This window comes from Aerococcaceae bacterium DSM 111021, assembly GCA_020112395.1.
In the GTDB taxonomy this organism is placed as follows: Bacteria; Bacillota; Bacilli; order Lactobacillales; family Aerococcaceae; genus Ruoffia.
The window spans coordinates 1,009,480-1,033,606 of sequence record JACCEK010000001.1 but is presented as its reverse complement, the minus strand read 5'-3'; the positions used below and the strand labels follow the sequence as shown (position 1 = coordinate 1,033,606).

General features: G+C 36.3%; 20 protein-coding genes. 18 read left to right on the top strand and 2 right to left on the bottom strand.

The annotated features are described in order from the left end of the window. Nucleotides 1–527 precede the first annotated feature (527 nt). The 10 genes from HYQ40_04765 (at nucleotide 528) to HYQ40_04720 (ending at nucleotide 10,347) form a co-directional block, all read left to right on the top strand. Nucleotides 528–2,246 carry a phospho-sugar mutase gene (locus HYQ40_04765; protein MBZ6527080.1) on the top strand — a complete coding sequence of 573 codons (1,719 nt, stop codon included), beginning with the start codon at nucleotides 528–530 and terminating at the stop codon, nucleotides 2,244–2,246. A 293-nt stretch (nucleotides 2,247–2,539) separates the two neighbouring features. After that, the gene (gene rapZ / locus HYQ40_04760; protein MBZ6527079.1) at nucleotides 2,540–3,427 is read left to right on the top strand and encodes an RNase adapter RapZ; all 888 of its coding nucleotides are present in this window, start codon (nucleotides 2,540–2,542) and stop codon (nucleotides 3,425–3,427) included. Beyond that, a complete protein-coding gene (locus HYQ40_04755) occupies nucleotides 3,424–4,440 on the top strand; it encodes a YvcK family protein (GenBank protein MBZ6527078.1) in 1,017 nt (338 codons plus the stop codon). Before rapZ ends, HYQ40_04755 begins: the two co-directional genes overlap by 4 nt. 20 nt (nucleotides 4,441–4,460) lie before the next feature. Continuing rightward, complete coding sequence (gene whiA, locus HYQ40_04750; protein MBZ6527077.1) at nucleotides 4,461–5,390, top strand: DNA-binding protein WhiA; 930 nt, start codon at nucleotides 4,461–4,463, stop codon at nucleotides 5,388–5,390. A 91-nt stretch (nucleotides 5,391–5,481) separates the two neighbouring features. Next, nucleotides 5,482–5,907 (top strand): single-stranded DNA-binding protein, encoded by a 426-nt coding sequence (locus HYQ40_04745; protein MBZ6527076.1) that lies wholly within the window; start codon nucleotides 5,482–5,484, stop codon nucleotides 5,905–5,907. Between the two features lie 604 nt (nucleotides 5,908–6,511). Continuing rightward, on the top strand, nucleotides 6,512–7,225 hold the full coding sequence (locus HYQ40_04740) for a response regulator transcription factor (GenBank protein MBZ6527075.1): 714 nt from the start codon (nucleotides 6,512–6,514) through the stop codon (nucleotides 7,223–7,225). Next, nucleotides 7,225–8,634, top strand: coding sequence for a HAMP domain-containing histidine kinase (locus HYQ40_04735; protein MBZ6527074.1), 1,410 nt, complete (start codon nucleotides 7,225–7,227; stop codon nucleotides 8,632–8,634). Before HYQ40_04740 ends, HYQ40_04735 begins: the two co-directional genes overlap by 1 nt. Before the next feature lie 18 nt (nucleotides 8,635–8,652). After that, the gene (locus HYQ40_04730; GenBank protein MBZ6527073.1) at nucleotides 8,653–9,441 is read left to right on the top strand and encodes a hypothetical protein; all 789 of its coding nucleotides are present in this window, start codon (nucleotides 8,653–8,655) and stop codon (nucleotides 9,439–9,441) included. A 14-nt stretch (nucleotides 9,442–9,455) separates the two neighbouring features. Beyond that, on the top strand, nucleotides 9,456–10,157 hold the full coding sequence (locus tag HYQ40_04725) for an NAD(P)H-dependent oxidoreductase (GenBank protein ID MBZ6527072.1): 702 nt from the start codon (nucleotides 9,456–9,458) through the stop codon (nucleotides 10,155–10,157). A 13-nt stretch (nucleotides 10,158–10,170) separates the two neighbouring features. Then, nucleotides 10,171–10,347 (top strand): hypothetical protein, encoded by a 177-nt coding sequence (locus HYQ40_04720; GenBank protein ID MBZ6527071.1) that lies wholly within the window; start codon nucleotides 10,171–10,173, stop codon nucleotides 10,345–10,347. 54 nt (nucleotides 10,348–10,401) lie between these two features. On the opposite strand, the gene HYQ40_04715 is transcribed toward HYQ40_04720, so the two are convergent. Next, nucleotides 10,402–11,670 (bottom strand): tyrosine--tRNA ligase, encoded by a 1,269-nt coding sequence (locus HYQ40_04715; GenBank protein ID MBZ6527070.1) that lies wholly within the window; start codon nucleotides 11,668–11,670, stop codon nucleotides 10,402–10,404. 332 nt (nucleotides 11,671–12,002) lie between these two features. On the opposite strand from HYQ40_04715, the gene HYQ40_04710 reads away from it, so the two are divergent. The 6 genes from HYQ40_04710 to HYQ40_04685 all read left to right on the top strand — a co-directional run bounded on the left by HYQ40_04710 (nucleotide 12,003) and on the right by HYQ40_04685 (nucleotide 18,660). Continuing rightward, the gene (locus HYQ40_04710) at nucleotides 12,003–13,748 is read left to right on the top strand and encodes a C40 family peptidase (protein ID MBZ6527069.1); all 1,746 of its coding nucleotides are present in this window, start codon (nucleotides 12,003–12,005) and stop codon (nucleotides 13,746–13,748) included. Between the two features lie 216 nt (nucleotides 13,749–13,964). After that, nucleotides 13,965–15,998: a methionine--tRNA ligase gene (gene metG, locus HYQ40_04705; protein ID MBZ6527068.1), complete on the top strand. Its 2,034-nt coding sequence runs from the start codon at nucleotides 13,965–13,967 to the stop codon at nucleotides 15,996–15,998. Nucleotides 15,999–16,097: 99 nt separating this feature from the next. Next, complete coding sequence (locus HYQ40_04700) at nucleotides 16,098–16,877, top strand: TatD family hydrolase (GenBank protein ID MBZ6527067.1); 780 nt, start codon at nucleotides 16,098–16,100, stop codon at nucleotides 16,875–16,877. Nucleotides 16,878–16,880: 3 nt separating this feature from the next. Next, a complete protein-coding gene (gene rnmV, locus HYQ40_04695; GenBank protein ID MBZ6527066.1) occupies nucleotides 16,881–17,468 on the top strand; it encodes a ribonuclease M5 in 588 nt (195 codons plus the stop codon). Continuing rightward, nucleotides 17,455–18,336 carry a 16S rRNA (adenine(1518)-N(6)/adenine(1519)-N(6))-dimethyltransferase RsmA gene (rsmA, locus tag HYQ40_04690; GenBank protein ID MBZ6527065.1) on the top strand — a complete coding sequence of 294 codons (882 nt, stop codon included), beginning with the start codon at nucleotides 17,455–17,457 and terminating at the stop codon, nucleotides 18,334–18,336. Before rnmV ends, rsmA begins: the two co-directional genes overlap by 14 nt. Nucleotides 18,337–18,426: 90 nt before the next feature. Continuing rightward, nucleotides 18,427–18,660 carry a Veg family protein gene (locus tag HYQ40_04685; protein ID MBZ6527064.1) on the top strand — a complete coding sequence of 78 codons (234 nt, stop codon included), beginning with the start codon at nucleotides 18,427–18,429 and terminating at the stop codon, nucleotides 18,658–18,660. A 118-nt stretch (nucleotides 18,661–18,778) separates the two neighbouring features. Here HYQ40_04685 and HYQ40_04680 read toward each other — a convergent pair whose 3' ends face one another. Continuing rightward, nucleotides 18,779–19,738: an L-lactate dehydrogenase gene (locus HYQ40_04680; GenBank protein ID MBZ6527063.1), complete on the bottom strand. Its 960-nt coding sequence runs from the start codon at nucleotides 19,736–19,738 to the stop codon at nucleotides 18,779–18,781. A 172-nt stretch (nucleotides 19,739–19,910) separates the two neighbouring features. Between HYQ40_04680 and HYQ40_04675 the strand changes: the two genes are divergently transcribed. Then, nucleotides 19,911–20,474, top strand: a complete 564-nt coding sequence (locus tag HYQ40_04675; protein MBZ6527062.1) for an aminoacyl-tRNA hydrolase — start codon at nucleotides 19,911–19,913, stop codon at nucleotides 20,472–20,474. Between the two features lie 116 nt (nucleotides 20,475–20,590). After that, complete coding sequence (gene mfd / locus HYQ40_04670; protein MBZ6527061.1) at nucleotides 20,591–24,127, top strand: transcription-repair coupling factor; 3,537 nt, start codon at nucleotides 20,591–20,593, stop codon at nucleotides 24,125–24,127.

Here is a 24,127-nt window from a genome sequence, read left to right as displayed (position 1 = left end):
GCCATCTATTTTAGATGGCTTTTTTTGATTCAAATGAATTGATTTGTGAAAGCATGAGTAACCACTATTCGCTCCTACGCTTTTATGTGCGCACAGTCGTCCTGATACTACGGTACCTCACCATTGTCACTTCCTTAAGCTCTACTTGAGAAGATTTTTAATGACGTATAAAATTAATTAAATTTAGTAATAAGAATAACTATCAAAACAACCAATTATCAAATATTTATAAATAGATAAAGCAAATTGATTTAGAAGTAATTGAGAAGATTGTTCACGTTAATTTATCAAAAAGAAAAATAAAGATATATTTATAATCTAAAAATATCGGGAAGCACTATGATTATATTGGGCAGGTTAGTGCGTTAAATGAGGTTTATCTCACTTTAGACCATCATAATATTGCCTTATAATATATAGTGAATACGAACCTGGTTTGAAAAGGCTTTAATTATTGGTGGATTAATCTTTGTTGTATTATAAATTGATGTTATAATAATAATAACATTAGAAAAGGTGGGATAATTATGTCTTGGGAAGCTATGTATCAATTATGGGAAAATCATGAATCACTAGATAAAGAATTAAAAAAAGAGTTAGGTCAATTATCACGCGAAGACACAGAAGACGCATTCGGAGCAAACTTAAGTTTTGGAACAGCTGGAATGCGTGGCGTGTTAGGGCCTGGTACAAACCGCATGAATATCTATACAATTCGCCAAGCTACTGAAGGATTAGCCAAGTTAATCGAAGATGCCGGGGAAGCAGCTAAAAAACGCGGTGTTGCAATTGCTTACGATTCTCGTCATTATTCACCTGAATTTGCAATGGAAGCCGCGATGGTTTTAGGACAACATGGGATAAAAAGTTATGTGTATGAAAGTTTAAGACCAACACCAGTTCTTTCATTTGCAGTTCGTCATTTAAATACATATGCTGGAATTATGATTACCGCAAGTCATAATCCTGCAGAATACAATGGATATAAAGTCTATGGTGAAGATGGTGGGCAAATGCCACCAGAAGATGCGGACAAATTAACTGAATACGTACGTGCAATTGATAATCCACTTGAAGTCGTCGTTGGGGATAAGACAGATTTACTTGGCTCAGGTACGATTGAAATTATTGGTGAACGAATTGATCATGCTTACTTAGAAGAGATGAAGAGCGTGACGGTTGATTTAGATTTAGTTGAATCGATGAAAGATGATGTAAATATTGTCTTCACACCATTACACGGTACGGGTTTAATGATCGGGATGAAAGCATTAGAGCAAATTGGTTTCAATAACATTCAAGTTGTTAAATCACAGGCAGACTCTGATGGAGATTTCCCAACGGTTAAATCACCGAACCCAGAATCTGCAGATGCTTTTGTTGAAGCAGAGGAATTAGGACGTTCAATCGATGCAGATATTCTGTTAGCTACTGACCCAGATGCAGACCGTCTAGGTGCAATGATTCGTGTTGCAGATGGTTCATATCAATTATTAACTGGGAATCAGATTGCTTCAATTATGCTAGATTATATTCTTAATGCACGTCGTGAAAAAGGCGAATTACCTGAGAATGGTGTAGCTGTGAAATCAATTGTATCAACTGATTTAGCAGATGCTATTATTGAGAGTTATGGTTTAGAGATGGTTGAAGTATTGACAGGATTCAAATTTATTGCTGAAAAGATCAAAGAATATGAAGAAACAAATGAACATACTTTCTTAATGGGATTCGAAGAAAGTTATGGTTATTTAGTTCAACCATTCGTGCGTGATAAAGATGCGATTCAAGCTTTAGTTATCTTAGCAGAATTAACAGCATTCCATAAAAAAGCTGGACGCACTTTAGGCGATGCATTAGAAGAAATCTATGATAAGCATGGGTATTTTGTTGAGAAAACTATTTCAGTTTCATTCCCAGGACTTTCTGGTAAAGAGAAGATGGCTAATATCATGAGTCAAGTACGTGAAAACGCACCGTCAGAATTAGGTGGGATTTCTATCAAGAAAGCAGCTGACTATTTAGAGGGAACAGTTAAATATGCAGAAGGTAAAGCAACAAGATTAGACTATCCATCATCGGACGCATTAAAGTATACATTAGAAGATGGTAGCTGGGTTGCATTTAGACCAAGTGGTACAGAGCCTAAGATTAAGTTGTATTTAGGTGTACGTGGAGACAACCGTGAGGAAGTCGATCAAAAAGCGTTTGCCATTGAAGCTGATATGCGAAAACTAACTGAGTAAACCAACTAACATATTATTAGTAAGTGTATCCAAACGTTAATTAATAGGATTACTTGGCTTAATCATGTGAATATCTATCTATATGATGAGATGGTGTCATGAAGTGAGCCAGTGGATTATTAATAATCGTTTGGATTTTTATATGAAACACCAAAATTAATTGCTTTCTATAGTAGATTATTGATAATATGATAAAGCAAATTTTGACTAAATCAATATTCAAATGGAAATCATAATCAAATCAATTTGATTATGTTATAATATATTAAAATCATGGGAAAGAGGCGAGATGCATGTCTGATACATTAGAATTAGTAATAATTACCGGTATGAGTGGGGCAGGTAAAACTGTCGCAGTACAAAGTTTTGAGGACTTAGGGTATTATTGCATCGACAACATGCCACCAAATTTACTTCCAACATTTTGGGAATTAATGAAAGAATCAGGGAAGATAACGCGTATTGCGTTAGTTATTGATTTAAGAACACGCGAATTCTTTAGCGAACTTGAGAATGTTATTGGAAAGATGGATAACACTCAATTTATAACAACACGCATTGTTTTCTTAGAGGCCAATGATCAAGCTTTAGTTTCAAGATATAAAGAAACACGTAGAAAGCATCCTCTAGCAACACAAGAAAGAACGATAACAGGTATCCAAAAAGAACGAGAAATGTTACGTGATATTAGAGCACGTTCTCAAATGATTGTTGATACAACTGAATTATCACCAAGACAATTACGTGAAAAGATTATCGAAGTGTTCGCTGCCGATACTTATCAACCATTTCATGTTGAGGTTGTATCTTTTGGCTTTAAATTTGGCGTGCCAATTGACGCTGATATTGTAATGGATGTAAGATTCTTGCCTAATCCGCATTATGTTGATGAATTAAGACCTAAAACAGGACTCGATACAGAAGTATATGATTACGTCATGAAACAGCCAGAAACAGAAGAATTCTATACGCGTTTTATGAGCTTAATTAAATATTGTTTACCAGGATACAAAAAAGAGGGTAAATCAAGTGTAACAGTAGCTATAGGTTGTACAGGTGGAAAACATCGTTCAGTTGCCTTAGCTAAGCGAATCGGCACAGAGTTAGAAAATGATCATTATGTGGTGAATGTCTCACACCGCGATAAATTTAAAAATAAAGAATCGGTTAATCGATCATGAATGAGAAAGTAAAACCACGATATAAAGTAGCTGTTATCGGTGGAGGAACAGGTCTGCCTGTAATACTTCGCGGGTTAAAACATTTGAATGCAAGTATTTCCGCAATTGTCACTGTCGCAGATGATGGTGGTAGTAGTGGAGTGATTAGAGACTATATAAATGTGGTTCCCCCCGGAGATATTCGAAATTGCATGAGCGCTTTATCGGAGCGTGAAGCTGATTTTATAGATTTATTTCAGTACCGCTTTGAATCAAGTGATGATTTTTTAGCGGGACATGCGATCGGTAATTTATTAATTGCGGCCTTAAAAGAAATGCATGGCTCAATGCAAGATGCGATTGATATATTATCAAAATGGATGCATATTCAAGGGCAAATTCTGCCTGCAGCCCAAGAAGCACTTGTATTGAATGCTTTATTTGAAGATGGAACAATTGCTGTGGGGGAGTCCAGTATTGCCTCACATCGTAAAAAAATTAAAGAAGTATTAGTAACAACAACTGAAGGTGAAGAAGCGATAAAATCTTCGCCACGAGTGGTTGATGCGATAATGGAAGCAGATATGATTATATTGGGGCCAGGAAGTCTTTATACAAGTATCTTGCCCAATCTAATGATTAAAGAAATTGGCGATGCAATTGTGAAGACAGACGCAGAAGTTGTCTATATATGTAATATTATGACCCAATTAGGTGAGACTGAGAACTTTACCGATGCTGACCATGTCGAAGTATTACATGAACATTTAAAAAATCAGTTTATTGACACTGTTCTTGTTAATACAACAGAAGTACCAGAAGACTATATTAGAACACAACCAAATGAAGAATATTTACTACAAGTAAAACATGATTTTAAAGGGATTCGAGAGCAAAACTGTCGAATTATATCAAGTGAATTTCTTAGCATGAAATATGGTGGGGCGTATCATGATACTGAGAAAGTCGTTGAAGAATTAGGTTACTTGTTGAATTCATTAAAGTTGGCCCCCAAAAAGCTACAAAAGCAATAAGGATAGAGAGGTGAGGCACGATGACATTTGCTTCAGACGTAAAAAAAGAATGTACACTGTTAGAAGTACACCGTGAACATGCTAAAGCTGAATTAACTGCGCTGATTCGAATGAATGGTGCTGTGAGTATTTACCAACAGAAATTCATACTAAATATTCAAAGTGAAAATGCAGCCATTGCCCGAAGAATTTATACTCTTTTAAAAGATCACTATCAAGTTGAAGGTGAATTAATTGTTCGACGCAAGATGAAGCTTAAAAAGAATAATGTTTACATTGTACGCAGTCGTATTAATGTAAAAGGAATTCTTGAAGATTTGAATATATTAGATATGGTTGGAATTGGGCTTAATACAAAAGTTACAAATGATATTATGGATAACGAACAAAAGAAACGTTCATACTTACGTGGGGCTTTCTTAGCAGGAGGTTCGGTTAATAATCCAGAATCAACTAATTATCATTTAGAGATTTATTCTAGCTATGATGAACATAATAAAGATGTTTGTCAGATTATGAATGATTTTGATTTGAATGCTAAAACAATTAATCGACGTAATGGGTACATTACATATATCAAAGAAGCAGAGAAAATATCTGACTTTTTAGCTATTATTGGTGCATCAGGTGGAGTGTTGCGATTTGAAGATATTCGTATTGTGCGTGATATGCGTAATTCTGTGAATCGATTGGTTAACTGTGAGAATGCTAATATGAACAAAACCATTGATGCATCGCAGCGTCAACTTGAAGCGATTCGATTGATTGATGAGTATCAAGGGTTAACTTCATTGCCAGATAAACTGAAAGATATGGCAGAATTTAGATTGAGTAATCCAGATATGAGTTTAAAAGAATTAGGGGAACAAATTCCAGGAGGACCTATATCAAAATCTGGGGTCAATCATCGTTTAAGAAAAATTGTAAAAATGGCAGAAGAGATAGCCTAATTGTTAAGATTATGTAAAGATGAAAATAAATTAATGGAATCGCTCCTTTTTTACGTATATATATATAGACCAAAAAGAAAGGAGTGATTTTTTGAATAAAGCAATGTTTGTCGGAAGAATTGTACGAGACGTTAAACTTAAAAAAGTTGGTAATCATGGTAGAGTCGTAAATAATGTTGTTGCGATTAATCAATACCAAAAAGATGCCAAAGGCGATCGTCAAGCTGATTTCATTCCATTTGTTGCATGGAATCATCTAGCAGATCTGCTTGTTAGCTACACTGCTAAAGGCCACCAGATTGCCATAACTGGTAAGATGCAAAGCCGCAAATACACAGATAGTGACAACAATGACCGTTACATTGTTGAATGCCTTGTTGAAGAACTAAAATTAATTCAACCCCGCGATAATAATAGTTCTAAACAAACGCAAACTAGTGAAACGCAAGCCGGCCCAACCCAAGAAGCCAACCAACAAATTGACGAAGAAAGTATTCGTGCAATGATGGCACAGTAAAGTGTCTTAATTCTAATTTTTCAAAAACTGCTCGCAATGTTTTACAAATAACCATAATTTTTCAATAAACACCTCAACCCGATTTACAATTAATAGCAAATGCTTAATGCAATCAACACCTTGAATTTACGTCTAAACCCTCCAAAGCAATGACGTAGATAATCAATAAGGTAGATTGCGTTAAGCATTTTTTTGTCTAAAGTGGAAAATAAGATATTGAACGGTAAAAGCGAGTGTCATTCGCTTATTGTTGGGAGAACGTTTCGGTAACCTTAGTGGAGGGCCTCTAGCTAATCACACCGGATGTCGCTTCGTGATTGAGTTTGAGTCTCGCTATGTTGCACTTCGCACAGATATCTCTAGGTGTTGAAATACTAAAAGCTACAATACCGCCTATCACAAAGAATGTCTCTTGCCACGGAAATAGGGTGATTACTCTCGGTTTTATAGAACACTTTGGATATGTATTTTAAATTATGATTAAAGTGTGAATTTTGTGAATAGAATAGTCATAATGTGTTCAAATTGCTTAAAATCACAAGAATCATGTATAATAATCATTACAAGGCACAAAAGACAGTGCAAGAGGAGGCAAGAGACAATTATGAACGTACTAATGATAGAAGATAATGAATCAGTAAGTGAAATGATGTCAATGTTTTTTGAAACAGAAGGCTATGAAGCTACTTTCCACCAAGATGGTGCTGAGGGTTACGAGGCTTACAAAAACGAACCAACTAAATGGGATATCGTCATATTAGACTTGAACCTGCCATCAATGGATGGGATGCAAATATGCCGGAATATACGAAAAATTTCAAATGAAACGCCCATCATTATGTTAACGGCGCGAGACTCCGAAAGTGATCAAGTGATTGGACTTGAGATTGGTGCAGATGATTATGTTACAAAACCATTTAGCCCGATAACATTACTGGCTCGTATGAAGGCTCTACACCGTAGAGCCCACGTAACATCAACACAAGAAGAGGTTGAGATACCATCGGATTTTGATGTTGAGACAGAGATTATTCATATTAATACATCAACACGTGAGGCTTATTATAATGACAAGCCAATTGAGAATTTAACACCAAAAGAGTTTGATTTATTAGTTGCCTTTACAGAACATCCAAAGCGCGTATTTAGCCGCGAGGATTTGTTAACAAGTCTATGGGAAGACCCATTTTATGGTGATGAACGAACAGTTGATGCACATATTAAAAAATTACGACAGAAAATTGAACAAGTTGGTCCACAAATTATCCAAACTGTCTGGGGAGTCGGTTATAAATACGAGTCACCAGGTGAGGAATAATGAAAGTTTTATGGCAACAGGTAATTGCCTTTTTATTAGTCATTATTGCAACGGTCGCTTTATTTGCTTACCGAATTGAAGATGAGATGACAACTGAAATAGAACAAACGCGTGAACAACAACTACTAAATTATGGTTATAATATCGTAAACAATAACTTCTCGCGAGATGATTTGGTCAGAACATCACAGCTATTAGCGAGTGAGAATATTATGATACAAGTCTACTTGTTGGATGGTCGGACGATTTATCCAATGTATGATCAACGTTTTGATGCGAACTTATCTCAAGAAGAGTTAAATTTAATTCAATCAGGACAATATCTCGGTTTTCGAACAGTGAATCGTTACAACCAAGATGGCCAAGTTGAACCATATCTTACGGTTTATCTCCCCCATCAAGACGTAGGAGAGTTCCCTTCGGGCTTTATTAGTTTAGCTGCACCTTTAAATGACTTGCAATCAAGGCTTGATGCGGTGAGACAGAATATATTTATCTCATTAATACTTGCAATCATAATGGGTATCATTATTAGTGGGGTTTACTCAGTATTGCAAACACGCAAAATTCATCGCCTTCAATATGCGACGAGGCAAATTGGGCAAGGTAATTATAACGTAGCGATTGATACAGAGGGACAAGATGAGTTTGGAGACTTAGCAAGAGACTTCCAAAAGATGTCACGATCTTTGCTGGAATCACAAGAAGAGATTCGCCGACAGGAAGAACTCCGGCGCCAGTTTATGATGGATGTTGCTCATGAGATGCGAACGCCTCTCACGACAATGAGTGGACTTCTTGAAGGGTTGCAACATAATATGATTCCAGAGAAGCAACGAGGTAGAAGTTTGGAGCTTATTCAGCGTGAAAGTCAACGATTAACGCGACTCGTCAATGAAAACTTAGACTATGAAAAAATCCGTAGCCAACAATTCGTCCTGACGAAGCAAGCCAATAATGGAAGAAAGCTTTTAGTACAAATTAAGGAGCAGCTATCTCGTAAAGCTGCCAAGAAAAACATTAACATTTATGTTGAAGCAAACGAGCATTTAATTATTTGGGCTGATTATGATCGAATCATTCAAATTTTAATTAATTTGGTAACCAATGCGATTCAATTCTCAGAAGATAGTGATATTTTAATTAAAGGAACGATGCACGAAGAGTGTAGCGAGATTAAAGTTATTGATCATGGAATTGGAATTGATTCAAAACAAATCAAGAGTATATGGGAACGATTCTATAAAGTTGACGAATCGAGAAAGAATACAGAGTTTGGAGAGTCAGGTATCGGATTGGCTGTAGTTCAATCTCTTATTGAAGCTCATGGCGGTAAGATTGAAGTTGAAAGTGAATTAGGGGTAGGGTCAGTATTTACAGTCAAGTTACCTCATGAAAATAAAACGTAAAAATTGAAAGGAGCCGTAATGACTAGGAAAGCCAAAATATTAGTGTCATTCGCATGTATTGTACTTATTGCGGTAATCATTCAATTAGGTTTGTTTTTTTACTCTCAGTATCAAGTAAAGAACATACACCGACAAGAGGCATATGCTAACGAAGTATATCAACAAATCGATGTTTTTTTTGTTGATAGACAAAGTGGCTTTATAGTTGAAGATTTGACAGAAGATGACTTAGTGAATATCCAGTCATTTATGAGTGAATTAGAAGAATCTATGGTTTTGTCGCCAAAACAAATTAGTGCCTACAACGATTTACATCGACGCTACTTTGCGCGCCGCGAAGTCAATTCAATGTACGTAGAACCTGTGATTATCGGGGGACTGGTTAAAGGAAATATCCCTTTTATTGATAATATAGAGCACAGTTTGCTGCAGCAAGAGGCCGAACCATACCGATTTGAAGAACCAGAGGATTACTATCAAGAGACAATTAATTTACTTATTGATGATGGTCTATCTCAAACTTTAAATTATGAGTTAGCTTTATCAAAATTAAATAACTTAGGTTTTATCCCCATTGAGCTAGGTTATTTTGAAGCCATTGCGCGTGGATTGAAAGAAGCTGAAGAAGCATACGCCCTTGTTTATAACCAAACACTGGTTAATAAGCTGAATGAGGCTTTTCAAACCTATGCAATCAGTGTTGTCAAAGCGGTAAATGCGAGCGATATAGATATTTTGAACAATCAAGAATTAAAAAACGCGATGGAAATATCACCGTATTTGAAGCGTTTATTCGCAAGTGAATAAACTAGGAGGATTGAATGAGTAGAACGATTGTATATGTAGCCCATCCAGATGTAGCTACTTCAAGTAGTCAGCAATTTCTATTAAGTTCGGGTAAACAAATAACGGACGTAACTTATATTGATTTACAAAGTGAATTTGAAAATAAAGGTCTGTTCGATAGTGAAAAGGAACGGGCGCGCTTATTGAGTTACGACCGAATTATTTTTCAATTTCATCTTTATTGGTACCAAGCCCCGGCTATATTGAAGCTATGGTTAGATAATGTTCTTCAAGATAGACAGATGAATTCACAGTTCGCGAGACAATTAGTGTCAAAAGAATTAGGATTAGTTGTAGTGGCGGGTGTTAACGAGGGACAGTATCAAGCAGGTGGGAGAGAGAAGCGCACACTATCAGAGTTATTATCCCCATTTGAATCTTTGGCTCATTATTATAATATGACTTATTTACCTATTTTTTCAGTCCATCAATTCGCATACATGAGCGAACTAGAAAAAATGGAATTGATGTATCAGTATGCTTGTTACTTAGTAGAAGGAACGCATCTGAGTTATTTGAAGTACCAGCGATTCTTATTGGAGAAGTTAGATACTACTGAGTCTGAGCAACTGAATTTATCAGCTGAACAAGAAGTATTATTTGAGTTATGGAAAAATATGCTAGAAGACCAAGCAGATGAAGTCAGTGAATTATTCGATTTAACAGATCGGTGGTAAGGAGGTTGCTTGAATGAATAAACAATTTGATGATTTTCATAAAGAATGGGTCGAACAAGCAACGGATTATCCAACAAAGGCATTGTTAGTTGCTGCAATGAATTTATTCAAAGAACAAGAAAAGCGTATTGAGAATCAAAAAGGCAAGTTGGATGGAATGAGTTGGAGTCCAGAAAACTGGAATGAATAAAGAAAGGCGTCATTTACTTCGAAAAGTAAGCGACGCCTTTTTTATGTGCCTTGATTAGTCTTCTAATATAACTAAATGATATTTCTTTTTACCGCGACGAACAATAATGTACTTGCCATCAATGGCGTCATCTGGTCCAATCTCATAATCAACATCAGCAATTTTCTCACCGTTAATTGAAATCGCATTGTTATGAATAAATTCACGTGATTGTCTTCTTGAATCTACGATACCTGTATCAACAAGCCAAACTGCTAAATTAGCTGTCTCTTTTGATACGGTACTTTGTGGCATGTTTTTGAAACCTTCTTTAATTTGTTTCGCAGAAAGTTGACCCACATTCCCGGTAAAGAGTGCTTCAGTGATTTGCTGAGCTTCCTCAAGTGATTCTTGACTGTGAACAAAGCGAGTAATCTCTTCAGCTAAACGTCTTTGAGCAACACGTAAGTGTGGATTTTCTGTGATTTCAACTTCCAATGCTTCAATTTCTTCCTTAGATAAGAATGTGAAGTATTTTAGGAATTTAGGCACATCTGAATCTTGTTGGTTAATCCAAAATTGGTAGAATTCATATGGAGTTGTTTGTTCTGGGTCTAACCAGATCGCGTTTCCAGCAGATTTACCAAATTTTGTTCCGTCAGATTTTAGCATTAAAGGAATTGTTAGACCATAAGCCTCAGCTTCTGAGCCTTCCATTCGACGAATAAAATCAAGACCAGCTGTAATATTACCCCATTGATCCGCTCCACCAACTTGCAGTTGAACGTCCATATGTTTGTATAAGTAATGGAAGTCAATCGATTGTAATATTTGGTAAGTAAACTCAGTGAATGAGATACCAACTTCTAAACGTGATGCAACAATATCTTTAGCAAGCATTGTATTAATATTGAAGTGTTTACCGTAGTCACGTAAGAAATCTAATAAAGATAATTCACTTAACCAATCGTAATTATTAACGACACGGAAGCCACTATTTGCTTCATCGCCTTTTAAAAATAACTTATCCATTTGCTGAGTAAGTTTATTCGCATTATCTTTAACAACATCCATTGTTTGTAACTGACGTTCGCTATTACGACCACTTGGATCACCAATAGAACCGGTAGCTCCTCCGATAACGACAACAGGATTGTGGCCTGCTATTTGGAATCGTTTAAGAACCATGAATGGAATTAAATGCCCAATATGCATCGAGTCCCCAGTAGGGTCAACACCGCAATATAGACTAATTGCTTTTTCATTTGTTAATTTTTTTAAACCTTCTGAGTCTGTTTGTTGATTGATGGCTCCGCGCCACTCTAAATCTTCTAGAATATGCATTGTGAGTCTCCTTTATACAATTGAATAGATATCCTTATTATAGGGATTTGTCAGTAGTTAATCAACGTTCTGTTAGAAATTAAATATACAAATAAAGAATAAACAACATTGAAAGCGATGTCGCGAAAATGTTACAAAAATGGACTTAAATGACAAAATAAACGATATTTTACAATCGTGTTACAAACATTATACGAATCAAAGAAATTCAACTTTTGCAGTCAAAGGTGTGTTATTATCTCTTCAGGTCGAAAACAAGAAGATTTAATGAATATAATATGAATTTAAAATTTAAACTTAAAATACAACGGATAACAAAGGAGCAATAAATAATGAAGAAAACTTTTTCTAAGAGCCTATTCAAAACTTTATTTACATCTGCATTAGCATTAAGTTCAGTTGCAGCACCAGTTTTAGCTTCGGCACAAAACTACGATGCATTGATTAATGAAGCGGAAGTACAAATCGAAGGTTTAAGTGCTCAACAAACAGCACTATACGCACAACTAGCTACAGCATATGCTGAGATTGATACAATTCAAGCAGAGGCAACAGTAGTCCTTGAAGCAGTAGCACAAGACGATGCGTTAATCGCTGAATTAGAAGAAGAAATTACTCAACTTGAAGATATTATTAGTAAACGTGAAGGCTTATTAGCTGATCAAGCGCGTGCTGTTCAAGTAAGTGGTGGATCATCTAATTATTTAAACTATGTAGCATCATCAGATTCAGTAAGTGATTTTGTTGGTCGTGTTGATGTCATTAACAAAATGGTATCTGCAAACAAAGATTTATTAAATGTTCAAATTACAGATAAAGAATCAGTTGAAAGCAAAAAATCTGAAACTGAAACGACAAAAAATCAAAAAGTTGACAAAATGGTTGAACTTGAAGCATTAAAAGCTGAATTATCAGCACAAACTGTTGCTTCAGAAGAATTTTATAACCAGTTAACAAATGATATTTCATTAGCAGCATCTCACCGTGATGCATTAGTTGCTGAACGTGCAGCTTTCGAAGAAGCACAACGTATTGCGGCAGAACAAGCAGCAGCGGCACAAGCTCAAGCAATTGCAGAAGCCGAAGCGGCAGCTCAAGCAGCGGCACAAGCTGAAGCACAGGCAATCGCAGACGCTCAAGCAAACGCACAAGCACAAGCTGATGCAGCGGCATTAGCTCAAGCAGAAGCTGAAGCAGCAGCGCAAGCGGCAGAAGAAGCACAAGCAGTAGTTGATCAAACACCTGTAGTAGAAGAAACTCCAGTGGTTGAAGAAACACCTGTAGTAGAAGAAACTCCAGTGGTTGAAGAAACACCTGTAGTAGAAGAAACTCCAGTAGTTGAAGAAGCACCTGTAGTAGAAGAAACTCCAGTAGTTGAAGAAGCACCTGTAGTAGAAGAGACTCCAGTGGTTGAAGAAGTACCAGTAGTAGAAGAAGAAATTATTGCTGATACACCTGCATGGGAAGTTGTCGAAGAAGTACCAGCAACTGATAACCAAGCAGCTATTGACGCAGAAGCAGCGGCTCAAGCGGCAGCCGAAGCAGAAGCAGCGGCTCAAGCAGAAGCAGCAGCTCAAGCAGAAGCAGCAGCTCAAGCGGCGGCAGAAGCTGAAGCACAAGCAGCAGCCGAAGCGGCAGCAGCACAAGCTCAAGCAGAAGCAGAAGCAGCAGCTCAAGCGGCAGCCGAAGCAGCAGCCGAAGCAGAAGCAGCTCAAGGAAGTGTTGATGCATTATTATCAAACGCGTCACAATATCTTGGAACGCCTTATGTCTGGGGCGGAAAATCACCTTCAGGTTTTGACTGTTCAGGATTCGTACAACACGTATTCCAAGAAACTTATGGAATTAACGTCGGTGGATGGACTGGCGCTCAAGAAAATGCTGGATCACACATCAGCGTTGGAGAAGCACAGGCTGGAGACTTATATTTCTGGGGTACACCAGGTTCAACTTATCACGTTGCAATCGCAACAGGTAACGGAAACTATATCCATGCTTCACAACCAGGAACACCTTTAGAGTATAATTCAGTAAGTTCATACTTTATGCCAAGTTTCGCATTACGCGTTAACAAATAATTAATAAATAACTCACTAACCAAGTCAGAATTTTCTGCCTTGGTTATTTTTTATGTTTAACTTGATAAAAGTTTCTTAAGAGCTGTTCTAAAATAATCGAGCAACATTTAAAGTTAAAATTTAAATATATTTATATCGAATTTCAATGAATAAAGCATAACAAATAGGAGTGTGCTATAATGTATTAAAATTATATTATGTAGGAGGCACTCATTCGTGACCGAACAAACAAAACCAACTTATTATATTACAACGCCAATTTATTATCCAAGTGGTAAATTACATATTGGTAATGCCTATTCAACTTTAGCGTGCGATGCGATGGCACGTTACAAACGCTTAATGGATTTTGACGTCTTTTTCTTAACTGGAACTGATGAACATGGACAAAAAATCGAAGCAAAAGCTGATGAATTAGGAATTGAGCCACAAACTTATGTAGATAATATGGCTGAATCAATTAAAGCATTATGGAAATCATTAGAAATTACTAATGATGCATTTATTAGAACAACAGATGATTATCATGAAAAAGCAACTCAAGCAATTTTTGAACGCTTACTTGAACAAGGTGATATCTATCTAGGTGAATATTCTGGATGGTACTCAGTGAGCGATGAAGAATACTTTACAGAGAGTCAATTAACTGAAGTATACCGCGATGAAAAAGGTAACATGACAGGTGGGGTAGCACCATCTGGACACGAAGTTGAATTGGTTAAAGAAGAATCTTATTTTTTCAAATTAAGTAACTATGCAGAGCGATTAGAAGCTTACTACGATGCTCATCCAGAATTTTTACAACCCGCATTTCGTAAGACTGAAATGGTGAATAATTTCATCAAACCAGGCTTGGAAGATTTAGCTGTATCTAGAACATCGTTTACATGGGGAGTACCGGTTAAATCGGATCCTAAGCATGTAATTTATGTATGGATTGATGCATTATCAAATTATATTACGGCCCTTGGCTATGGAAGTGAAGATAACAGTAAATTTAATCACTATTGGCCAGCGGATGTACATGTCATTGGGAAAGATATTTCACGTTTCCATATGATTTATTGGCCAGTATTATTAATGGCGTTAGACATTCCATTACCTAAGAAAGTTTTTGCTCATGGATGGCTATTAATGAAAGATGGTAAAATGTCTAAATCTAAAGGTAATGTCATTTATCCTGATATTTTAATTGATCGTTACGGCTTAGATGCGACACGTTTTTATCTATTAAGAGAAATGACACAAGGTAACGATACTGTATTTACGCCAGAAGATTTTGTTAACCATATTAACTTTGAATTAGCAAATGACTTAGGAAACTTATTAAACCGTACGATTGCAATGATGAACAAATATTTTGATGGCGAAATCCCAACAGATTTAAAAGGCTTTGAAAATACTAACTTCGATTCATCAATGGAAGCTTTTATTGAAAAAGAAATAGCTGACTATCATGAATCTATGGATAACTTAGCATTTAACTCAGCTTTAAACAATGTTATGACTGTTGTCTCACGTACGAATAAATATATCGATGAAACAATGCCTTGGACGCTAGCCAAAGAAGAAGCTACTCGCGCTCAATTAGCATCAGTAATGTATCACTTAGCGGATTCATTGCGCGTAGTTGCTCATTTATTACGTCCGTTTATGCCGAATTCGCCTGCTCAAATATTCGAACAATTAGGCATGCCTACTGAAAATGATCGATTACTAACAAAACTCGCTTTAAACCAAGTTCCGGACAATACAACGGTCATTAAAAAAGGTGTTCCGATTTTCCCGCGTCTTGATACAGAAGAAGAGATTGAATTCATTCAAGAAGCAATGGGTGGAAAATCAAGTAATGAATCAACCGGTAAAGTAGACGATGCAGATTGGGATCCAGAATCAGTTGAATTAGTACATGAAGAAACTGAATCAGTTGAGTTTCCGGATTTTATTAAGACAGAAATGAAAGTTGCTGAAGTGATTGATGTTGCACAAGTAGACGGATCAAATAAGCTACTTAGATTCCGCTTAGATGCTGGAGATAAAGGTCATCGTCAGATTCTATCTGGAATTGCTAAATATTACCCAGACCATGAATCTTTAATTGGTAAGAAAGTTATCGTGGTAGCGAACCTGAAACCACGTAAGATGATGGGATATATTAGTCAAGGAATGATACTTTCAGCAGAATCAAATGGTAAGTTATCATTGTTATTCGCTGACCCTGAAGCTGACAATGGAAGTTTAATCGGATAATACTTAAATATAAAACCTTAGTCTCACTTATTGATTGAGATTAGGGTTTTATTCAGTTAATCTGTATAAGCGAGACTTGAATAAGGAAGGTAAGATATTTTGAAATTATTTGATACCCATACGCATTTAAATGCTGATCAATTTGAAGGAATCGAAGCTGAGATCATCCAACAAGCAAAAAATAATGACGTAGAGTATATGGCAGTAGTAGGATTTGATGAAAAGACAATTGACAAGAGCTTATTGTTAAGTCAACAAAATGATCATATCATTAGTGTTATTGGTTGGCATCCTACTGAAGCCTCGCGTTATAGTCAAGCAATAGAAAAACGATTAGAAGAAAAGCTAACTGAACCTAAAGTTCAGATGTTAGGCGAGATTGGGCTAGATTACTATTGGCCAGACTCAACAAAGGAAGACCAACACCGAGTATTCAGGCGTTTAATCGCAATGGCTAAGGAGCATAATTTGCCAATTACAATCCATAACCGAGATGCAACAGATGATGTTTATAAAATTTTAAAAGAAGAAGGTATTCCAAAAGCAGGCGGAATTATGCATTCTTATGGCGAATCGAAAGAAGAAGTATATAAATTCTTAGACTTAGGTATGCACATTAGTTTCAGTGGCGTTCTCACATTCAAAAAAACGGTATCAGTCCGAGAGGCAGCCAAAATTGTACCAAATAACCGTCTTTTAATCGAAACAGATGCGCCTTACTTAGCACCTGTACCTAAACGAGGTAAGCGTAATGAACCGGCTTATGTTCGGTATGTTGCTGAAGTACTAGCACAGGTTAAGGAAGTTCCTTTAGATGAGATAGCAACACTGACAACCAATAATGCATTTGAATTATTCAAATGGCATCCTGAGGCTTAGAATATGCAATATAAAGGACAAGCAAATCCACCGCATGAAGTTATTGTTGTTGAAGGACGTGATGATACTAAAAGACTGATTGAAACATTTGGCAATACGGTTAAGACAATTGAGACAAATGGTTCAGCAATCAATCAAGATACACTAGAGCAAATAAAAACTGCCCATGAAAAATTGGGAGTGATTGTTTTAACAGACCCTGACTTTCAAGGCAAACGTATACGCCGAATTATCGAACAAGCACTCCCAAGTGTCAAACACGCTTATATAAAGCCGGAGGAAGCGAATGCTTTTAAGAAGGGTAAGAGTCTAGGAGTCGAACATGCAACAAATGACAGCATTATAAATGCTCTAGAAGCAGTTATGACACCGAATACGACGGAGATGGATTATATACATAAAGCTGACTTGATGCAGCTCAAGTTAATTGGTCATCCAGAAGCCAAAAATCGTCGAGATTATATCTCTCAACATTACCGCTTAGGTCACATTAATGGTAAGCAATTGCAAAAAAAATTAGCTATGTATCAAATTAATTATGAAGAATTAAAAAAACAATTGAAGGAAGGTGAACAAAATGGAAACATCTAAACGATTAATCGCAACACCAACAAGAACCGCGGAAATTATGAAACGTTACGATATAAAAATGAAAAAAAGCTTAGGTCAAAACTTTTTGATTGAACCATCTATTTTAGACAAGATGATTCAATCAGCAGGTATTACTGAGAATACAACTGTCATCGAAATTGGCCCAGGTATAGGTGCATTGACTGAGTTCTTAGCATTATCAGCTAAAGAAGTTATTGCCTTTGAAATCGATCCGCGTTTTGTGAGGATTCTATCGGATACACTATCAGAATATGAGAACGTAAATGTCGTTCATGAGGATATTTTAAAAGTGAACTTTAAAGATGAAGCATTTGCTCATTTAAAGGACGTTGAAGACTTGGTCGTAGTAGCAAACTTACCGTATTACATCACGACACCGATTATTATGCACTTATTGGATAGTAATTTACCTTTTAACCGCTTAGCTATGATGATGCAAAAAGAAGTAGCGGAACGAATGACGGCAGAAGTTGGAACGAAAGCATATAATTCATTAACGATAGCAATTCAAAATAAGATGGAAGCTAAAATTTCATTTATTGTCTCAAAAAGCGTTTTTGTACCCAAACCGAATGTCGACTCCGCAGTTCTTATGTTGAACCGTAGAGATGAGCCTTTAGTTGAAGTAAATCAACCAGAAAATTTTGAGAAATTCATTCAAATCGCTTTTACTCAACGTCGTAAAACTTTATGGAATAATGTTCGAAACTATTATCAAAATGGTGAAGCAGATCAAATTGCATTAGCTGAAGGCTTTGAACGAGTTGGTATCGATCCAAAACGTCGAGCTGAGACATTAACTGTCTATGAATTTGAAGCATTATATAATGAATTAAATAAAATTTAATTAAATATTCACTTGTCACGTCACCTCATGTATGGTATCATTGATTTTTTGTTCACTATGTGTTACAATGGTTCGGTGAGGTGATTGGGAATGCCAAATGAATTATCAGAGATAAAGACTTATTTGGAAGATCGTGTCGGCGAAGAGATCAGTGTAACTGTTCAGATGGGTCGTAAGAAGAAAAAGGAACGTAAAGGTGTCCTTAAAGAAACTTACCGCTCAGTCTTTGTAGTAGATTTAAATCAGGATGAAAATGATTTTGATCGCATTAGTTATAGCTACCGTGATGTATTAACGAATACAATTGAATTAGAATTCAAGTAGTTATTTATAAATAATGGTAAATACTTTAGCTATTCACTAGCGTCTTGTGAATAGCTAAGGATTTTTTATTCAAAAAGAAGCGAGAGGCAAAATGCCTCTCGCTTCTTTTTGACTATATTTATTCTGCATCTAGGCTTTTAAAACCGTCCTCAATGATACCACGTAATGTATCAGCTGAATGTTGCATACGACTTTGTTCTAATTCGTTTAAAGGAATTTCAACGGTTGATATAATACCTTTGCGGCCAATGACAGCAGGAACACCGATAAATACATCATTTTGATTGTATTCTCCGTCAAGATAGGCAGACACAGGGAAGATAGAATGAGTATTATCAAGAATAGCTCGACAGATTGCTGTGAGCGATGCAGCAATACCGTAGTATGTTGCTCCTTTTCGTTTGATAATTTCATAGGCTGCATCTCGGACTTTAAAGAATACATTAGCTAATTCTTCTTCGTTAGTTCCTGGATTGTCTTTAATCCATTCGTAGATTTGTAAACCACCGATGTTAGCATGTGACCAAACTGGGAATTCGGTGTCGCCATGTTCACCAAGAATATATCCATGAACATTACGAGCATCGACATCAACTAGTGAAGCAATTTCTTGACGGAACCGAGCAGTATCTAAAGAAGTTCCTGAACCAATAACTCGTTCTTTCGGGAAGCCACTAAATTTCCAAGTCGCATAAGTTAAGATATCGACTGGGTTTGTGGCAACTAAGAATATGCCATTAAATCCAGAAGCAACAACTTCTTCGACAATTGATTTAAAGATTTTTAAGTTTTTATGTACTAAATCTAAACGTGTTTCGCCAGGCTTTTGTGCTGCTCCTGCAGTAATGACAACTATATCTGCGTCATGACAATCTGAATAATTTGCAGAGTAGATGTTCTTAGTAGAATGGTATGCTAAGGCACTGGATAGATCCATCGCATCTCCAACTGTTTTATCTACATCTATATCAATAATACCTAACTCACGTCCTACACCTTGTAGTGTAAGTGAGAATGCAAAACTTGACCCTACAGCTCCGTCACCAATTAATATAATTTTATCTAATGTGTCTGTCATAATAAAAATCCCCTTTCATTATAAGCTCAGTATATCACAATGCATTTAAACTTCACAATAGTTATTATAATTTAAACGTTTCCAAATTGAAAATAATTCATACCTAAGATTTATAAGTAGGATTATGATATACTACCGAAGAGATTTTATTAAGGAATGATAGGTGATATAAGTGAAGTTAATTATAGGTTTGGGAAATCCTGGAAGTAAGTATAAAGGTAGTCGTCACAATATCGGTTTTGACGTTATTGATGAGATACTAAGACGCAATCAATTACAAATGACTGAGCAAAAGTTTAGATCAGACTTTACAATTTGGCATAGAAACGGCGAAAAAGTTTTATTAATGAAACCTTTCACATACATGAACCTTTCTGGTGAAGCTCTACTACCAACCATGAGTTACTACGGTGTTGATATTGATGATATTTTAGTAATTCATGATGATTTAGATTTGGAACCAGGCCGTGTGCGTCTTCGTAAAAAAGGAAGTTCAGGCGGACAAAACGGAGTGAAAAGCATTATCGATATGCTTGGAACGAATGAATTTAATCGTGCTAAAATCGGAATCGGACGACCTAAAGGTGGTTGGAAAGTAGTTGATCATGTATTGGCGAGATTTACTGCAGAAGATCGTATTGCAGTCGATGAAGCAGTCGACCATTGTGTAGATGCTATCGAAGCTTGGCTTGATGGCAAGGAATTCTTGAACGTTATGAGTGAATATAATAAGTAAAATATGATAGAATAAAGTTACAGTGAATAAAAAAATATAAAGGATTGAAGGGGGTCAGTGAAATGAGCCCCTCGATCCGTATTTAATTTTTTAAAAGAAAGGAGAAAATATAGAGAATGACAACTATGTATAATCAACCATTTAAACAAATCATCAACCATATAAACAATTCAACGGATAAGGATCCAAAACTGATTACAGGTTTGGATGACAGTGCGCGTTCAGTATTCATTGCTCAACAATATATCAACCATCCAAAACAATATTTGGTGATTGAACCGAGAAGTAAGCAACAAAATGAACTTTATGAAGATTTAGCTAGTTTATTACCAGATGTTCCTGTCTTGCTATTTCCCAACGAAGAATCACTTGCTGTAACATATTCAATATCTTCAATGGATAATACTGCTGAACGAGTTAAAACATTGAATGCCTTAATGAGTGGTGAACCATGTATTGTTGTGGCTTCATCAGGTGCTTTACGTATGAGACTTACACCAATTGAAAGGTGGAAAGAAGCTGTCTTTATGATGGAAGTTGGTATGGAATTTGAACGGGATCAACTCGAACGACTGTTCAATCAATATGGTTATCGACGAGAAGGAATGGTTCAATCTCCTGGAGAATATAGTATTCGAGGAAGTATCGTTGATTTCTATCCACTCAATGCATCACAACCAATTCGACTTGATTTTTTTGATACAGAATTAGATTCAATTCGATTATTTAACCCTGATACTCAAGAGTCGATGGAGAATCTTGAGCAGACGGAGTTCTATCCGGCACAAGATGTATTATTTACACCAACTGATCAACGATCAATCTTACCTAAACTAAAAAAACACTTAGAAAAACATCTGAATAGGATGGAAGATGAAGAGTTAAAGCTGCAATTGAAGTCAGTTCAAACTGAACAATATACCTTATTAGAGCAAGGCGAACCATTAAAATATAGCAACGCTTACTTAAGCTTGTGGGACGAAGAAGGCACTTCTTTAGTAGATTACTTGAAGAGTGATGCTCAGCTGATTATTATGGAGATGGGACGAATTCAACAAAATGAATTTCATGCCATAGAACAAGACCAATTTTGGATTGAACAAGAAATAACTAAAGGCCAACTTTTACCTGGTATTTCTATTCAATTAGATGCGTACGAAGAAATTAGACAAGCAAGCAATAAAAAGTTAACGCAATACTTTTCATTGATGCAAGGTGGTTTAGCTAATATTCGATTTTCAGATGTATTCACTTATCAATACCGAAGTATGAATCAGTTCTTTCATCAGATGCCGTTAATTAAAGGTGAGATGGATCAATGGTTGAAGCAAGGTATGATGATTCAAGTGACAGTTTCAACTGATAAAGATGCAACGAAAGCGTTAAATTTATTTGAAGAGAATAATATCTCCCCAACTATTATTCAAGAAGGAAATATACCTCAAGAAGGTGCAGTTAATATTGTAATAACACCTTTAGCAAAAGGGTTTGAACTACCTAATGAAAAATGGGTAGTAGTAACAGAGTTAGAGTTATTCAATCAATTAAGACGAAAGAAAGCAACACCACAAGGCTTATCAAACTCTGAACGTATTAAAAGCTATAATGAGTTAAACGTTGGAGATTATGTTGTTCATCTAAGTCACGGAATCGGACGTTACGTCGGTATCGAAACGATGGACATTAGTGGTGTCCATAAAGACTTAGTAGCGATTGAGTATGAAGATAATGCCCGTGTTTTGCTTCCAGTTGAAAATATAAATCAACTACAAAAATACGTTGCGTCAGAGTCTAAAACACCAAGACTGAATAAATTAGGTGGAACGGAATGGAAGAAGACCGTTAAAAAAGTCCAGTCTAAAGTAGAAGATATTGCGGATGAATTAATTACATTATATGCTCAACGTGAACAACAAAAAGGGTACACATTTAGCCCAGATACAGATGAGCAAAAAGAATTTGAAAATGCCTTTCCATATGTAGAAACAGATGATCAATTACGGAGTGCGCAAGAAATTAAAAAGGATATGGAAAAGATTCGACCGATGGATCGTTTGCTTGTAGGGGATGTAGGTTACGGTAAGACCGAAGTAGCGATTAGAGCGATATTTAAAGCTGTTATGGACGGTAAACAAGTAGCTCTTTTAGTTCCTACAACCATTCTGGCACAACAACACTACAATTCAATTAAAGAGCGATTTAGTGATTGGCCATTCGAGATAGGTATGTTAAGTCGTTTCGTTTCAAAAGCTGAACAAACGAAAAACATTAAAAAAATTAAATCTGGCGAGCTCTCAATTATTATTGGGACTCACCGCTTACTCTCGAAAGATATTGAATTTAATGATTTAGGTCTCTTGATTGTCGATGAAGAGCAACGTTTTGGTGTGAAGCATAAAGAACGTTTAAAACAACTTAAAGCAGACGTGGATGTATTGACGTTAACGGCCACACCAATTCCAAGAACACTACATATGTCGATGATTGGTGTCCGAGATCTATCACTAATCGAAACACCGCCTCAGAACAGATTCCCAGTACAAACTTATGTGATGGAACTCAATGCAGGTGTTGTTAAGACAGGTATTGAACGGGAACTAGCTCGTGGTGGTCAAGTGTTTTACTTGCATAATCGAGTAGCAACTATTCATCAAAAAGCAGAAGAGATATCAACGCTTGTACCAGATGCAAGAGTTGCCGTCGCGCATGGGCAATTATCTGAAGTTGAATTAGAACGTGTCCTCGTTGATTTTATTGGTGGGGAATATGATGTTTTAGTTACAACCACGATTATTGAAACGGGTGTAGATATACCAAATGCGAATACATTATTTGTCGAAAATGCAGACCATATGGGGCTCTCGACCCTGTATCAGTTAAGAGGACGTGTTGGACGTACTCACCGTTTAGCCTATGCCTACCTCATGTATGAGCCGTTTAAGCAGCTAAATGAGATTAGTGAGAAGCGTTTGAATGCCATTCGTGAATTTACTGAATTAGGATCTGGGTTTAAGATAGCGATGCGAGACTTATCTATTCGTGGTGCTGGAGACTTACTAGGTAAGCAACAATCTGGATTTATTGACTCAGTAGGGTATGATTTATATACCCAGATGTTGAAAGATGCGGTTGATTCACGCCAAGGTAATGGCGTGAAATCAAGTACTCAATCTGACACATTTGAATGGCAGATTAATATTGATGCCTATATTCCTGGTGAATATATTGATGATGATATTCAAAAAATTGGTGTCTATAAATCCATTCAAAACATTAGCTCTGAAGAAGAGTATCGAAGCTTACAAGATGAATTGATTGACCGATTTGGAGAGTTTCCAGACGAAGTATCAGATTTATTAGATATTGCCTTAATCAAACATTATAGTATTGAAGCCGGAATTATATCATTTAAACGTAAGCGTCAAGAGATTATTGCTACGTTTAATGAACAAGCTACAAAGCATTTACAAGGTGCAAATATATTTGAAGCTTTACAAAATATACCATTACAAGCGAAGGTTCAAATTAATACGAATAAATTAGAAGTGAGCTTAAACGCTTATAATAAAGCCAATGATCAGTGGTTAGCTGCGTTGATTCATTTCACCAGAGATACTGCTAATGTATTGAGCCAAGCAACACAGGAGGTGTAG